The 14,154-nt window shown below is 61.5% G+C and carries 9 protein-coding genes; 5 read left to right on the top strand and 4 right to left on the bottom strand.

The window, feature by feature from the left end; genetic code table 11:
* Positions 1-2 precede the first annotated feature (2 nt).
* On the bottom strand, positions 3-623 hold the full coding sequence (locus E2F43_RS03525; protein ID WP_133209598.1) for a glutathione S-transferase family protein: 621 nt from the start codon (positions 621-623) through the stop codon (positions 3-5).
* A gap of 126 nt (positions 624-749) precedes the next feature.
* Between E2F43_RS03525 and E2F43_RS03520 the strand changes: the two genes are divergently transcribed.
* From E2F43_RS03520 to E2F43_RS03510, 3 genes are all read left to right on the top strand, one after another.
* Positions 750-1,205: a c-type cytochrome gene (locus E2F43_RS03520; RefSeq protein WP_133209596.1), complete on the top strand. Its 456-nt coding sequence runs from the start codon at positions 750-752 to the stop codon at positions 1,203-1,205.
* A gap of 140 nt (positions 1,206-1,345) precedes the next feature.
* A complete protein-coding gene (locus E2F43_RS03515) occupies positions 1,346-2,458 on the top strand; it encodes an efflux RND transporter periplasmic adaptor subunit (RefSeq protein ID WP_133209594.1) in 1,113 nt (370 codons plus the stop codon).
* 11 nt (positions 2,459-2,469) lie between these two features.
* Positions 2,470-5,625: an efflux RND transporter permease subunit gene (locus tag E2F43_RS03510; RefSeq protein WP_133209592.1), complete on the top strand. Its 3,156-nt coding sequence runs from the start codon at positions 2,470-2,472 to the stop codon at positions 5,623-5,625.
* Positions 5,626-5,641: 16 nt separating this feature from the next.
* On the opposite strand, the gene rep is transcribed toward E2F43_RS03510, so the two are convergent.
* Positions 5,642-7,639 (bottom strand): DNA helicase Rep, encoded by a 1,998-nt coding sequence (gene rep / locus E2F43_RS03505; RefSeq protein ID WP_133209590.1) that lies wholly within the window; start codon positions 7,637-7,639, stop codon positions 5,642-5,644.
* Positions 7,640-7,892: 253 nt separating this feature from the next.
* On the opposite strand from rep, the gene E2F43_RS03500 reads away from it, so the two are divergent.
* Positions 7,893-9,095: an acetyl-CoA C-acetyltransferase gene (locus tag E2F43_RS03500; RefSeq protein ID WP_133209588.1), complete on the top strand. Its 1,203-nt coding sequence runs from the start codon at positions 7,893-7,895 to the stop codon at positions 9,093-9,095.
* Positions 9,096-9,122: 27 nt separating this feature from the next.
* The gene (locus E2F43_RS03495; protein WP_133209586.1) at positions 9,123-11,279 is read left to right on the top strand and encodes a 3-hydroxyacyl-CoA dehydrogenase NAD-binding domain-containing protein; all 2,157 of its coding nucleotides are present in this window, start codon (positions 9,123-9,125) and stop codon (positions 11,277-11,279) included.
* A 5-nt stretch (positions 11,280-11,284) separates the two neighbouring features.
* Here the strand turns inward: E2F43_RS03495 and E2F43_RS03490 are convergent, their stop codons facing one another.
* Positions 11,285-12,775 carry a carboxypeptidase M32 gene (locus E2F43_RS03490; RefSeq protein ID WP_133209584.1) on the bottom strand — a complete coding sequence of 497 codons (1,491 nt, stop codon included), beginning with the start codon at positions 12,773-12,775 and terminating at the stop codon, positions 11,285-11,287.
* A 62-nt stretch (positions 12,776-12,837) separates the two neighbouring features.
* Positions 12,838-14,091, bottom strand: coding sequence for a cytochrome P450 (locus E2F43_RS03485; protein WP_133209582.1), 1,254 nt, complete (start codon positions 14,089-14,091; stop codon positions 12,838-12,840).
* Positions 14,092-14,154: the final 63 nt, after the last annotated feature.

Below are 14,154 nucleotides of genomic sequence, written 5' to 3'. Positions count from 1 at the left end.
GCTCAACCGATTTCCGCCCGTGCCCGGGCCAGGTAGGCGTGAAAATTGGCCAGGTTTTCGGGTGGGTTACATTTGACCCAGCCGGAGAATCCGGCGCAGACCACCAGGTCGATATCGGCAAATGAGAAATTGTCACCGGCAATCCAGGTATGGTCTGCCAGGCGCTGGTCGATCTGCTCCCAGGCCCAGGCCAGGCGCTTTTTGCCCCGCTCGGCCAGTTCCGGGATTTGCTCGAGGTCCAGGGGGCCAGGCAGGGCGCGGCCCTTGAATCCCGGGCTGCCATTGCGCAGCGCCTCTGCGATGGACATAAAGACCATGCTGTAGATTTTTGAATTCCAGCTGGTGACCAGCCCTTTCTCCAGCGGCGTGGTGCCCAGTAGCGGCTTTTCCGGGTGCAGGGCCTCCAGATAGGTCACGATGCCGATAACTTCGGTCAACTGGGTGCCATCCTCCAGGATCAGGGCTGGCACGGTCTGGTCCGGTACCATGGCCTTGTAGGCCGCTCCCAGATGCTCCCCCGCTGCCATGTCCACCTGTTCCGTATCGATTTCAATGCCCTTGTAGCGCATGAACAGGGCCAGGCGCTGGGGGCTGGGAGCGGGGTCGTAGGTGTACAGTTTCATCGTGGGCAAATCCTCAACAATTGCGGGCTCGGGTGACAATACTAGGCGTAGCGGGCGATTGCTGCCAGAGCTGGGGGCCCATTTCCCTTGCACCATGAGTTTTCCCCCACCCGATAAGTGGCTATAATGCGCGCCGGACTGACAGAGGACCCCAATGTGATTATTCGATATGCCCTCGGCCTTGTGGCCATGATCCTGGCGTTTGGCGCCATCGCCGGAAACCTGAGCGACGCCCAGCGGGCGGAAATTGAACAGCGGCTGAAGCCGGTTGGAGAAGTATGCCTGCAGGGTGACGCCAGTTGCGGCGGCGCTGCGACCACCGCCAGTGCCGGCCCGCGCTCCGGAGAAGAGGTCTACAACAGCGCCTGCATGGCCTGCCACACCACCGGTGCCGGCGGCGCCCCCATGTATGGTGATGTCGCTGCCTGGGCAGACCGGATTGCCAAGGGTGCCGAGGTCCTTTATGCCAGCGGTGTTAATGGCGTGCCCGGTACCGGCATGATTGCCAAGGGTGGCTGTATGAATTGTTCCGATGAAGAAATTCACGCGGCAGTGGACTACATGGTCGCCGGCAGCCAGTAAGCACAGCGTCCCCGGAAAGGCCGCGGCATGTGAGTGTCGCGGCCTTTTTTTTCCATCCCGCCCGGCGGCTCTCCGGCGCCGGGCAAAACTTGCTGGACAAAACTTGCTACAGTAAGACTAACGCTTTTGGAGTATTCCCGATGATGCGCATTGCCTCGGCTGCCATGCTTGTCGCCCTTGCCACTGCCTGTTCCGAAGAAGTCCCCCAGCGACCGATGGTGGATGTGGTGGTGGAACCGGTGGTGCTGGAGCCCTACCAGCCCGAGCAGGAATATGTCGGCCGACTGGAAGCCCGGGACGATGTGGCCATTCAGGCGAAAGTGACCGGTTACCTTTTGACTCGCGACTTTCGCGAGGGAGATCGGGTGGAAGCCGGCGATGTCCTCTACACGCTCGATGCGTCGGAGTTCCAGGCCGCGCTGGCGCGGGCTGAGGCGGACCTGGCCTCTGCGGTGGCCAACCAGGTGAATGCTGAGCGCAATTACAATCGCGGCCTGGAGTTGCTGCCCAGGGGAGCGATCTCCCAGTCGGCAATGGATGAACTGACCGCCAAGACACTGGACGCAAACGCCCGCCTTGAAGCCGCCCAGGCCCAGGTAACCAGCGCCCAGGTCAATCTCAGCTACACCACCATAACCGCACCGATCTCCGGACGAATTGGCCGCAGCATCGCCAGCGTTGGCGACCTGGTGGGCCCCAATACCGGCAACCTGACCACGCTGGTGTCCATCGATCCTATCGAGGCGCTGTTTGCGGTGAGCGAGGCGACCTACGTGGCAGCCATGAAGAAGCGTATGACCGAGGGCCTGGACGTGTCCGACCTGCGCTCGCTGGAAGTGACCCTGGAATTGACCAACGGCACACTCTACCCGGAGGTCGGGTACGTCGACTATTTCTCCAACCGGGTGGACGAGACCACCGGCACCCTGGAGGCCCGGGCGTCGATACCCAACCCCAACTCCATTCTGGTGCCGGGACAATACGTGCGGGTATTGCTGCATGACACCAACCTGCTGGAGGGGCTGTTCCTTCCCCAGGCCGCGGTGCAGGCAGACCAGCAGGGCAGTTTCGTGCTGGTTGTGGATGCCGGTTCCACGGTAGTGCGCCGCAATGTGAGCCTCGCCGAGCGCTTCGATGACAAGGTGCTGGTGCTGGATGGGGTTAACGAGGGCGACATGGTCATCGTCCGCGGTTTGCAGCAGGTCAGGCCCGGAATGCCAGTCAAGTTTCACACCCTTGGCGAATCCGGATAGGCGCCCGGAAGATGTTCAGTGCCTTCTTCATCGAGCGCCCCAAGTTCGCGATGGTCATCGCCATCGTTCTCAGCCTGGCCGGTCTGTTGTCCATATACACCCTGCCGGTGAATGAATACCCGGCCATTTCGCCCCCCAATATTATTGTCTCAGGCAGTTATCCCGGAGCCTCTGCGGAAGTCGTGGAAGCAACCGTGGGTACGCCCATTGAAGACGCGGTCAACGGGGTGGAAGGCATGATTTACATGTCGTCCAAGAGCGCCAATGACGGCAGTTACAGCCTCACGGTCACATTCGAGGTGGGCGCGGATCCGGATATGGCGCTGGTGCGGGTGCAGAACCGGGTGAAGCTGGCGGAGCCGTCACTGCCTTCCGAAGTGACGCAGCGGGGATTGCACATCGATGAGCGATCGCCGGATATGCTCAAGCTGATCAGCTTTACTTCGCCGGACAGGTCGCTGGATTACAAGTTCATCTCCAACTACGTAAAAATCAACCTGCAGAACACCATTGCCCGTCTGGACGGGGTTTCCGAGGCCTCGATCATCGGCGAGGCTGACTATTCCATGCGCCTGTGGCTGAACCCGGACAAAATGGCCAGCTATCGCCTGTCGGTCAATGACGTTTACAGCGCATTGCGGGAACAGAACGTGCAGGTGGCGGCAGGCAAGATTGGCGCTCCCCCTTTTGACGGGGCGCTGCAGACTGAATACTCCCTGCGGACCAAGGGCCGGCTGGAGGAGGTATCCGAGTTTGAAAATATTGTGCTGCGCGCCCGTGCCGATGGTTCAGCCATCTACCTGCGCGATGTCGCCCGGGTGGAACTGGGCCAGGCCAGCTACAACTTCCACGGGGAGACCAATGGTGTCCCGGCGGTCAACCTCGCGGTGTACAAGATGGCAGATGCCAACGCACTCGAGGTGGGTGAGGCGGTGGATCAGCTGGTGGCGCAGATGGCCGGCCATTTCCCCCAGGGCATGGACTATGTGATCAGCTACGACACCACCCGCTACGTCAGCACGGCCGTGCGCCAGGTGGTGATTTCCCTGCTCCAGGCGGTGGTGCTGGTGGTGGCGGTGACCTTCCTCTTCCTGGGTAGCTGGCGAGCCACCCTGGTGCCGGCGATCGCCATACCGGTGTCCCTGCTCTCTGCCTTCGCGGCGCTGCTGGCGATGGGTATGACCATCAACACCGTGACCCTGTTCGCCTTGATCCTGGCCATCGGTATCGTGGTGGACGACGCCATCCTGGTGATCGAGAACTGCGACCGGCACCTGCGGGAGGATCCTGAGCTGACGCCGAAGCAGGCGGCGATCATCACCATGCGGGAAGTGGGCGGCGCCATCATCGCTACGACGCTGGTGCTACTGGCGGTTTTTGTACCGGTGGCCCTGCTGCCCGGTATCACCGGGGTGATGTATCGCCAGTTCGCCATCACCATCTGCGTGGCCGTGGTGTTTTCGTCAGTCAATGCGCTCACCCTCAGTCCGGCACTGTGCAGCCTGCTGCTCAAGCCGGGGGCACAGCAGCACGCCCGCTGGTACGCCGCGTTCCTGGGCGGTTTTGGCCGGCTGACCCGCACCTATGACAAGGGTGTCGGCTTTTTGCTGGCCCGGCTGCGGCTGGTGGCGGTGCTGTTCCTGGTGTGGAGCGCAGCGGTGCTGTTGGGCTTTGTTACCACGCCCACGGGGTTTGTGCCCAGCGAAGACAAGGGCGCGCTGATGGTCAGCGTGCAGCTGCCGGACGCCTCGTCATTGAGCCGGACCAAGGCGGCGATGGACAAGATGGCGGCGATCATTGCCGAGGACCCGGCGGTGGAAACGGTCACCGCGATCACCGGGTTTTCAATTCTCTCAGGCGCCATGGCCAGTAATGGTGGCACCCTGTTCGTGGTGCTCAGGCACTGGGATGAGCGGAAGGATCCGGACAATATTGTGTTCAGCGTAGCCCAGCGCCTCAATGCCCGGGGTTTCATCCAGGTCCCGGAAGCCCAGGTGTTTGCAATAACGCCGCCTGCGGTATCCGGTATGGGCGTCGCGGGGGGCCTGGAACTGGTGTTACAGGACACCCTGTCGCGCTCGCCCCAGGAGTTGGCCGCCACGCTGAATCACATTATCGTGGACGCGAACCAGACGCCGGGCCTGAGCGACGTATTCAGCACCTACCGGGCCAACGTGCCACAGTATTTTGTTGATGTAGACCGGGTAAAGGCCAAAAACCTGGGGGTTGCCCTGGACGAGATATTTGCCACCCTGCAGGCCCAGATGGGTTCGCTGTACATTAATGACTTCAACAAGTTTGGCCAGACCTACCGGGTGATCATGCAGGCCGAGTCCCGGTTCCGCGCTGATCTCGGTGACCTCGACCATTTCTACCTGAAGTCCATCACGGGTGACATGGTCCCCCTGAGCACCCTGGTCACCACCCAGCCGATTCTCGGCCCCGATGTCTCCGCTCGCTATAACATGTTTCGTTCGGCAATAGTGAGGGCGACAGCCATGCCGGGCTACAGCTCGGGCCAGGCCATGGCGATTTTCGAGGATCTGGCGGATCGCACCCTGCCTGCCGGCTATGCCTACGAATGGACCGGTATGTCCTACCAGGAACGGGAGGCCGGGCAAACGGCGGTATTTGCCTATCTCCTCGCCCTGGTCTTTGTCTACCTGTTCCTGGTAGCGCAGTATGAGAGCTGGTCAATTCCGGCGGCGATTATCCTGGTGGTGCCAATCGCGATTGGCGGTGCCATTCTTGCCCTGGTGCTCAGCGGTATCGCCCTGAACCTCTATGCCCAGGTGGGTATTGTGCTGCTCATCGGCATGTCCGCCAAAACGGCGATCCTGGTGGTTGAATTTGCCCGCCAGCGGCGTGAGCAGTGGAATGAGGACATTCTGGTCGCCGCCAGGGAAGCGGCGAGACTGCGTTTCAGGGCAGTCTGTATGACCGGTATCTCGTTCATCCTCGGCATCATGCCCCTGGCCCTGGCCACCGGAGCCGGCGCCTTCGGCCAGCGCTCCCTGGGGATGACGGTACTGGGCGGCATGCTGGCGGCGATGCTGGTGGGGGTTTATTTCGTGCCCGGCTTCTATGCCATCGTCCAGGGCCTGCGCGAGAAACTCAAGGGTGCAATCGGCCTGCCGGTTGCCGACCAGTCTGACAAGGCCGGCTGACAGGCGCCGGCGTTAGTCAGGCAAACAATTCCTTCAGGCCTGCCAGGGTTTCCTGGCCGCGCTCCTCGTTGGCCTGCTGGTCGTCGACATCAGTCCCCTGCCAGGTGAGGTCGTCCTGGGGGAGTTCATCGATAAAGCGGCTGGGTTCACAGTTGATGGTTTCGCCAAACTGGCGGCGCCTGGCGGCCATGGTCATGGCCAGGGTTTGCTGGGCGCGGGTAATGCCGACATAAGCCAGGCGCCGCTCCTCCTCGATATTGCCGTCCTCCACGCTGGCCCGGTGCGGCAGCAGGTTCTCCTCCATGCCGATGATAAACACGTGGGGAAACTCCAGCCCCTTGGAGGCATGCATGGTCATCAGTTGCACGTTGTCGGGACTGGCATCCTCTTCTTCCTGCTGCTCCATCAAATCGCGCAGGATCAGGCGGGAAATGGCCTCGTCCAGTTCCACGCCCTCGTCGGTCATGACCCGGTTAAGGCTGTCCACCAGGAAGTGCACATTGCCCATGCGCCGCTCGGCCACGTCCTCACTGGAGCTCAGCTGGTTGAGCCACTCCTCGTAGTCCATCTCACGGATCATCTGGCGCACTGCCGAAATGCCGCCACCGCCCTCGCACTGGCGGCGGATGCGATCCATCCACAGGCGGAATTCGCGCAGGCGGTTGCGGCCGGCCTCAGGCAATACGCCGCTGCCGATGCGGCCAATAGCCTGGCTCAGGCTGCAGTGCTGTTCGTTGGCGAAGTTGCCCAGGGCCTCCAGGGTGGACGCGCCCAGTTTGCGTCGCGGTACGTTGGCGATGCGTAAAAAGGCGTTGTCGTCGTTCTCGTTAACGATCAGCCTCAGGTAGGCCATGATGTCCTTGACCTCATTGCGGGCGAAGAAGGAGGTCCCGCCGGACAGGTGATATGGCACCTGCTGTTGCTGCAGTGCCAGCTCTATCAGCCGCGACTGGTGATTGCCCCGGTAGAGGATGGCATAGTCACCGAAGCGGGTGCGCTTGCGCAGCTTGTGATCCAGGATCTCAGCCACCACCTGTTCCGCCTCGTGATTCTCGTCAGCGCAGCGGATAACCCGCAGGGGATCGCCATAACCCAGTTCGCTCCACAGCTGCTTTTCGAATACGTGGTCGTTGTTGGCGATGAGGGTATTGGCGGCCTTGAGAATACGTGAGGTCGAGCGGTAGTTCTGCTCCAGCTTGACCAGTTTGAGGCCGGGGAAGTCCTCCTGTAACTGGGCCAGGTTCTCCGGCCGGGCGCCGCGCCAGGCGTAGATGGACTGGTCGTCATCGCCCACCACGGTGAGGGCGCCGCGCACGCCCACCAGCTGCCTGACCAGCAGATACTGGCTGGAGTTGGTGTCCTGGTACTCGTCTACCAGCAGGTAATGAATGGTGTTTTGCCACTTTTCGAGGATATCGGCATGGCTTTCAAAAAGAATGGTCGGCAGCAGGATCAGGTCATCGAAGTCCAGGGCGTTGTAAGCTTTCAACGCGCGCTGGTAGCGGCGGTAGGCCTGGGCGCAGAGCATCTGGGCCGGCCCGCTGGCTCCGGCCAGGGCCTGTTCTGGCAGGACCCGGTCATTCTTCCAGTTGGAAATCTGCTGCTGGATGATGCCCGCCTGGTCACCGTCCGAACCGTGCTCCTGGATGAGCAAATCCTTGATCAGGCTCTGGGTGTCCTGGCCGTCGAAAATGGAAAAGCCGTTCTTCAGGCCCAGTAGCTTGAGTTCGCTGCGGATGATCTTCAGACCCAGCTGGTGGAAGGTGCTCACGGTGAGGCCCTCGGCAGCATTACCGCCCAGCAGTTTGCCGACCCGATCTTTCATCTCCCGCGCGGCCTTGTTGGTAAAGGTCACCGCGGCGATGCGGCTGGCGCGGAGACCACAGGTCTCTACCAGGTAGGCGATCTTGCGGGTGATCACACTGGTCTTGCCGGAACCGGCACCGGCGAGCACCAGCAACGGGCCGTCGATGTAACGCACGGCTTCGCGTTGTCGGGGATTTAACTGGGACACGGACGTTTATAAACCGGGTGGTGTTACTGGCCGGCCATATTAGCAGAGTGGCGGGAGGCTGACACGAAATTGGCAGGTCACGGCCTCCGCGATGGCAGAAATAGTCATCGCCTTGTGACCGATTTGTGCCGTTCCACCGCTGCCGTAGTTCAAATCCCCATACAGGCTTTGGTAATCAGGCGCCGGCGCTTGAGGTCGACCCCGCATCCGGTATGTTGGCCGCTCGCAACAGTTTCCGGATTCGGGGTATACCATGACGCAAGACGCCTTCATTTACGATGCCATCCGCACACCGCGTGGCAAGGGCAAGCCCGGCGGCGGCCTGTATGAGGTCAAACCGATTGACCTGGTGACCAACCTGCTTGAGGAAATGAAGGTCCGGCACGATCTGGACACCTCGCAGGTGGATGACTTCATCTGTGCCACCGGCGAGCCGGTGAATGAGCAGGGCCAGAATATTGCCAAAACCGCCCTGGTTTACTCCAGCTGGGACGATGCTGTCAGCGGAGCGCAACTGCATCGCTACTGCGCCGGCGGTCTGGATGCGGTCAATAACATTGCCATGAAGATCATGTCCGGCATGGAGTCCATGGGCGTGGCCGGAGGGGTGGAGAGCATGTCGCGCCTGGGGATTGGTGCCAGCGGCGCCGCCGCTGGCGATGCCTGGGTGGCCATGCAGAGTTACGGAATCTCCCAGGGGCTGGCCGCCGACCTGATGGCCGGGCTGGATGGCTTTACCCGTGAGGATGTGGATCGCTATGCCTGCGAGTCCCAGCGCCGCGCGGCTCATGCCCGTGACAACGGTTACTTCGATAAGTCGCTGGTGCCGGTGACGGACCTCAACGGGGTCACGGTGCTTGATTCTGACGAACTGATCCGACCCACCGATCTCGCCGGACTGGCAGAGCTCAATCCCTCGTTCACCTTGTTCAACGACTTCGGTCACGGCGACTTCCTCAAGTTCAAATACCCCCAGGTGGAAAAAGTGGAATGTATCCACACCCCGGGTAATTCGTCGGGGGTGGTGGACGGCGCCTCACTGGTACTGCTGGGTAACCGGCAGGCGGGAGAGGACCAGGGGCTCAAACCCCGGGCGCGTATCCGTGCCATGGCAGTGACCGGCACGGAGCCGACCATCATGCTGGCGGGCCCTGCGCCCGCCTCGGAAAAGGCCCTGAAACTCGCCGGCATGGGCAAAGAGGACATCGACCTGTTTGAACTGAACGAGGCGTTTGCTGCCGTCGTGCTGCGCTACCAGCGCCTGATGGGTGTGGATGACGACCGGATTAACGTCAATGGTGGCGCCATCGCCATGGGGCATCCCATCGGTGCTACCGGCGCCATTGTGCTGGGTACGCTGCTGGATGAGCTGGAACGCCGTGACCTCACCACCGGCCTGGTAACACTGTGTGCCGGCGGTGGTATCGGTATCGCCACCATCATTGAACGCGTGTGAGACGAGAGACAGGATTGGAGTAAGCAGATGAGCTACATTCGACTGGAAAAAGACGCCGATGGCATCGTCGAGCTGATCTTTGATCAGCAGGGCAAGTCAGTCAACGTGATGGGCGATGAGTACGCCGAGGCCATGCCGGCCGCGCTCGATGAACTGGAGGCCATGGGTGATGCCCTCAAGGGCCTGTATATCCGCTCGGGCAAACCGGGCCAGTTTTTCGCCGGTGGCGATATTTCGCTGATGCTGGAAATGGACCTGGATCCCCCCCAGGCAGAGCGGGAGGCCATGTTCCGGGACCTGCTGGCGGCCAAGGAGCCCCTGGCGCGGATAGAACGCCTGGGGGTGCCGGTGGCGGTGGGCATTAACGGGCCGGCGCTGGGCGGCGGCTATGAAATCGCCCTGGCCTGCCACTACCGTATTGCGCTGGACTCGCCCGGGGTGAAGATCGGCTTGCCCGAGGCCATGCTGGGCCTGTTGCCTGGCGCCGGCGGTATCGTGCGCATGGTGCGCATGCTGGGAATGCAGGACGCGTTGACCCTGATTTCCCAGGGTAAGCAATTGAACGCCTCCGGTGCGCTGGAGCAGGGACTGGTGCATGAACTGGCGGCAGACGAGGATCAAATGGCGGCCAGGGCCAGGGCCTGGATCAAGGCCAATCCGGACGCCAGGCAACCCTGGGAAGAACCCGGTTACAGTATTCCCGGCGGCGCGCCTGGCGATGATTCGACCCAGGGTTTGACCTACTTCGGCCCGGTCAGCGTGATGAATCAGACCAAAGGCAACATGACCGCTCCCCAGGTTATTATCGCCGCCGTGATCGATACCGCCCGGGTCGATTACGCTACCGCCCACAAGATCGAGTCGCGCTACTTCCAGCGTCTGCTGCTGGACCAGGTCTCGCGCAACATGATGACCACCTTCTTCGTCCAGATGAACCAGCTCGACGCCGGGGCCTCGCGGCCGCAGGGTATCGACCAGACCGAGGTCAGAAAACTGGGTATTTTAGGCGCCGGGGTGATGGGCGCGGGAATAGCCTTTGCCGCCGCCAGGGCGGGTATCGACGTGGTACTCAAGGACCTCAACCAGGAGAATGCGGACCAGGGCAAGGCCTATGCGGCATTGGCCTGTGACAAGCACCGGCGGATCGACGAGGCGCAGGCGAAGCAGATACTGGCCCGGATTCACCCCACGGCACAGTTGGGTGACCTGGCGGATTGTGACCTGGTGATTGAGGCGGTATTTGAAAACCGAGAGGTCAAAGCTGCGGTTACCCGGGAAACCGAAGCGGTTCTGGCCGAGTCCACCGTGTTCGCCTCCAATACGTCGGCACTGCCTATCACCGAGCTGGCGCAGGCATCCACTCGGCCACAGTACTTTATCGGCATGCACTTTTTCTCGCCGGCGGAGAAGATGCCGCTGGTGGAAATCATTACTGGCGAGCAGACCTCGGACGCGGCCCTGGCCCGTGCCTTCGACCTGGCCCAGAAGCTGGGCAAGAAGCCCATTGTCGTGAAGGACGCCCCGGGATTTTTTACCACCCGGGTGATAGGGCAAACCATCACCCAGGGGCAGCGGATGCTCGCCGAGGGTGTCAATCCCGCCCTGATCGAAAACGGTGCGGCCTTTAACGGGTCACCCATGGGGCCGCTGGAAACCCTGGACACGATCTCCCTGGAAACCGCGCACCACGCCGCCAGGCAGCAACAGGCGGATGCCGGAGCCCGCGGCGAAACCGTGGAGCCCGGTGCGGAGTCCGAGGTGATCCGGATCATGGTGGAAGAGGTTGGGCGCCCGGGAAAGGCCAAAGGGGCCGGCTTTTATGACTACGACGACAAGGGCAGGAAAGTGCAGACCTGGCCCGGCCTGAAACAGCTGTTTGCGCCCCAGGGCTATGCCGATATCCCTTACCAGGACGTGAAAGACCGCCTGTTATTTTCCCAGGTGCTGGAGGCGATTCGCATTATGGAAGAGGGTGTCCTTACCTCGGTGGCAGACGGCAACATTGGCTCCATTATGGGTATTGGGTTCCCGCCCCATACCGGTGGCGTATACCAATGCGTGAACGCCTACGGGGTGGCGGCGTTTGCCGCCAGGGCCAGGGAACTGGCGGCCAGGTATGGGGAGGCCTTTGAGCCGCCACAGTTGCTGCTGGACATGGCGAAGGACGGGCGCGTGTTCGGCTAGCGGGGCTAATCCAGGTAGCGCGCCCGCACCGCTTTTTTGTAGGCCTCGGTTCCCAGCGGCGCACCGGTCGCTTTCTCAATCAGCTCGTCCGCCGTGTACAGGCACCCCAGGCTGCGAATGTTGTCATCGAGCCAGCCGTACAGCGGCTTGAAGTTGCCGCCGGCCAGCCCGGGCAGAATGTCGGGTGCGGCCTCCGTTGCCGCGGCAAAAATCTGTGCGGCGGCCAGGGCGCCCAGTGAATAGGTGGGGAAGTACCCCAGCAGGCCCTCCGGCCAGTGTACGTCCTGCATCACGCCGTCGGTGTCATTGGGCGGGGTGATTCCCAGGTATTTCTCCATCATCTCGTTCCAGGCGGCGGGCAGATCATTGGCCCTGATTTCGTCAGCGACAATGGCCTTTTCCAGCTTGTAGCGCAGGATCACATGCAGGGGGTAGGTCACCTCATCGGCATAGACGCGGATCAGCCCCGGTTCCACCTTGCGGTACAGGCGCAGGAGGTTGTCCGCCTCCCAGGCCGGCCCGCTGCCGCCGAGAATCTCGCGGGTGATGGGCGCCAGGTAGCGAATGAACTCTTCCGAGCGCGCCGCCTGCATTTCCAGCAACAGTGACTGGCTCTCGTGCAGGGTCATGCCGCGGCTTTCGCCCACCGGCTGGCCCCGCCATTCACCGGGACGGCCATCTTCGTAGAGGGCGTGGCCGGTTTCGTGGATAACCGCCATCAGGCTTTTGGTGAAGTCGTCTTCCTCGTAGCGCGTGGTGATACGGTTGTCGCCTTCGGCGCCCCCGGAGAAGGGGTGCGCCGCGGTGTCGAGACGGCCGCGGTCGAAGGGAAAATCCAGTATCTCCATGACCCTGCGGCTCAGTTTCTCCTGAACGGCGATCGGGAATGGACCTTGCGGCTGCAGTACAGCGGGGCCGCAGGCCTGTTTATCCATGACTTCCCGGGTGAAAGCCGGCAGAAACCCGGCCAGGTCGTCAAACAGTGCATCTATCTGTTTTTCCCGCCGCCCAGGGTCGTACTCATCCAGTAACGCCTCGTAGAGTGTGACCCCGAGCGCTTCGGACTTGATAGTGGCGACCTCACGCTGCAAGTTGAACAGTACCTCCAGCTTGGGCGCCAGCCGCTTGAAATCATTGGCAGAGCGCGCCTCCTTCCAGGTGGTTGCCGAGTCGGACCTGGCGATCACGATCTTTTCTACCAGCTCGGCCGGGGTGGCGTTGGCGTGCACATAATAGTGGCGCATTTCCCGCAGATTGGCCTTCTGCCAGGGATTGAGTTGATCCTGTTGTGCCTCGGCCTCTGCCAGCAGGTCCGGCAGCCGCTCGTCAGTCTCGATCTCGTGGATCATCAGGCTCAACTCGGCCAGGTCCCTGGCACGGCCCGGGGCAACACCCTCGGGCATCATGGTTTCCTGGTCCCAGTGGAGGATACCAACAGCATTGCCGAGTACGGAGGCGCGCTTGCGCAGCGCCTCAAGGGATTTGTAGGCGGTCATGATTCACTCCCGAAAAAAAGAGAGTGAATCATAATCGGTTTTGCCGTGTTTGTGGTGCTGAATCAGGCGGCGTTGGCACCGGCCGCTTCCGGCTCGAAGCTGATGTACATTTTCTTAATCGCGTTGACGAAGAAAGAGCGGACGTATTCGGGCTGCCCTCTGAACCGGGGATTGCGCAGCCGGGGGATAATCTCCTCGAACATCACATTCAGCTCCAGGCGGGCCAGGTGGGTGCCGATGCAGAAGTGCTGGCCAATGCCGAAGGAGCGCAGCTGGTTGTAGAGGTCCGGCATACGCTCGGCGCGGGTCACATCGAAATCCATGGCAGTATCGCCGAACACGGCCTCGTCGTGGTTGGCAGCGTGGTAATGCAGCACCACCTTGTCCCCTTTTTTGATCAGGGCGCCACCCAGTTCCACGTCTTCGGTGGCCGTGCGCCGCATGGAAATGAACGCGGTGTTGTAGCGCAGGATCTCTTCCACCGCGTTGCTGATCCTGTCGGGATTGTCCACCAGGTACTGCAACTGCTCGGGATGCTCCATCAGCAGGCGCATGCCTTGGGCGATAACGGTGCGAGTGGACTCGTTGCCACCTACCAGGATCAGGATGAACATCCAGCCAAACATTTCCTCGGAGACAGGTTCGCCGTCGAGCTCGGCATCCAGCAGGGCGCTGGTGATGTTGTTCATTGGCTCTTCGCGGTGCTTGAGTGCCAGTTGCATGGCGTAGCCGATCACTTCCATGGCCGCAATCTGGGCCTCTTCCTCGGAGGTGGACATGTCCGGGTCATCGGCGAAGATCATGGTGTTGGTCCAGTCGAAGAATTGCTTGCGGTCGGCAAGTGGTACCCCGAGCAGTTCCAGGATCGCGATCAGGGGCAGTTCCGCCGCCACTTCTTCCACAAACTCGCATTCGCCGCGGCTGGCTACCGAATCGACGATGCGTTTCGCATGCTTGCGGAAATTGGCTTCATAGGAGTTCACCCGTTTGGGGGTGAAGGCGTTGCGCACGATGCGGCGCACCTTCTGGTGACGGGGCGGGTCCATGTTGATGATGGTGTTCTGCTGCATCTCCACGGTGAATTCATCCATTTCCATGGGAAAGGCGGAGCGGGCCGCGGAGGAAAACAGTTTCGGGTTCTTGGACACAAAGTCCAATTCCCTGATCCGGGTCACCGCCCAGTAGGGCACCCCGGTAATCGGGTCTTCCATGCGGACTACCGGCCCGGCCTCGCGGATTTCCCTGAGCGACTGATAGGGCATGCCGTCCTTGTAGGTATCCGGGTCCAGCAGGTTGGCAAAGGGGCATTGGCTCATGATTCTGTCTCGGCGCTAGGTCTCGTTCAGATCACCCGGCAGGCGCTGAACTAATAACTACTA

This window comes from Seongchinamella unica (assembly GCF_004354085.1).
Taxonomy (GTDB): domain Bacteria; phylum Pseudomonadota; class Gammaproteobacteria; order Pseudomonadales; family Halieaceae; genus Halioglobus; species Halioglobus unicus.
This window is presented reverse-complemented; position numbering and strand designations above follow the sequence as displayed.

Excerpts from the sequence above, each read along its gene's own strand:
- E2F43_RS03525 (WP_133209598.1), bottom strand. The coding sequence starts at position 623 with ATGAAACTGTACACCTACGACCCCGCTCCCAGCCCCCAGCGCCTGGCC.
- E2F43_RS03520 (WP_133209596.1), top strand. The coding sequence starts at position 750 with ATGCGCGCCGGACTGACAGAGGACCCCAATGTGATTATTCGATATGCC.
- E2F43_RS03515 (WP_133209594.1), top strand. The coding sequence starts at position 1,346 with ATGATGCGCATTGCCTCGGCTGCCATGCTTGTCGCCCTTGCCACTGCC.
- E2F43_RS03510 (WP_133209592.1), top strand. The coding sequence starts at position 2,470 with ATGTTCAGTGCCTTCTTCATCGAGCGCCCCAAGTTCGCGATGGTCATC.
- E2F43_RS03500 (WP_133209588.1), top strand. The coding sequence starts at position 7,893 with ATGACGCAAGACGCCTTCATTTACGATGCCATCCGCACACCGCGTGGC.
- E2F43_RS03495 (WP_133209586.1), top strand. The coding sequence starts at position 9,123 with ATGAGCTACATTCGACTGGAAAAAGACGCCGATGGCATCGTCGAGCTG.
- E2F43_RS03490 (WP_133209584.1), bottom strand. The coding sequence starts at position 12,775 with ATGACCGCCTACAAATCCCTTGAGGCGCTGCGCAAGCGCGCCTCCGTA.
- E2F43_RS03485 (WP_133209582.1), bottom strand. The coding sequence starts at position 14,091 with ATGAGCCAATGCCCCTTTGCCAACCTGCTGGACCCGGATACCTACAAG.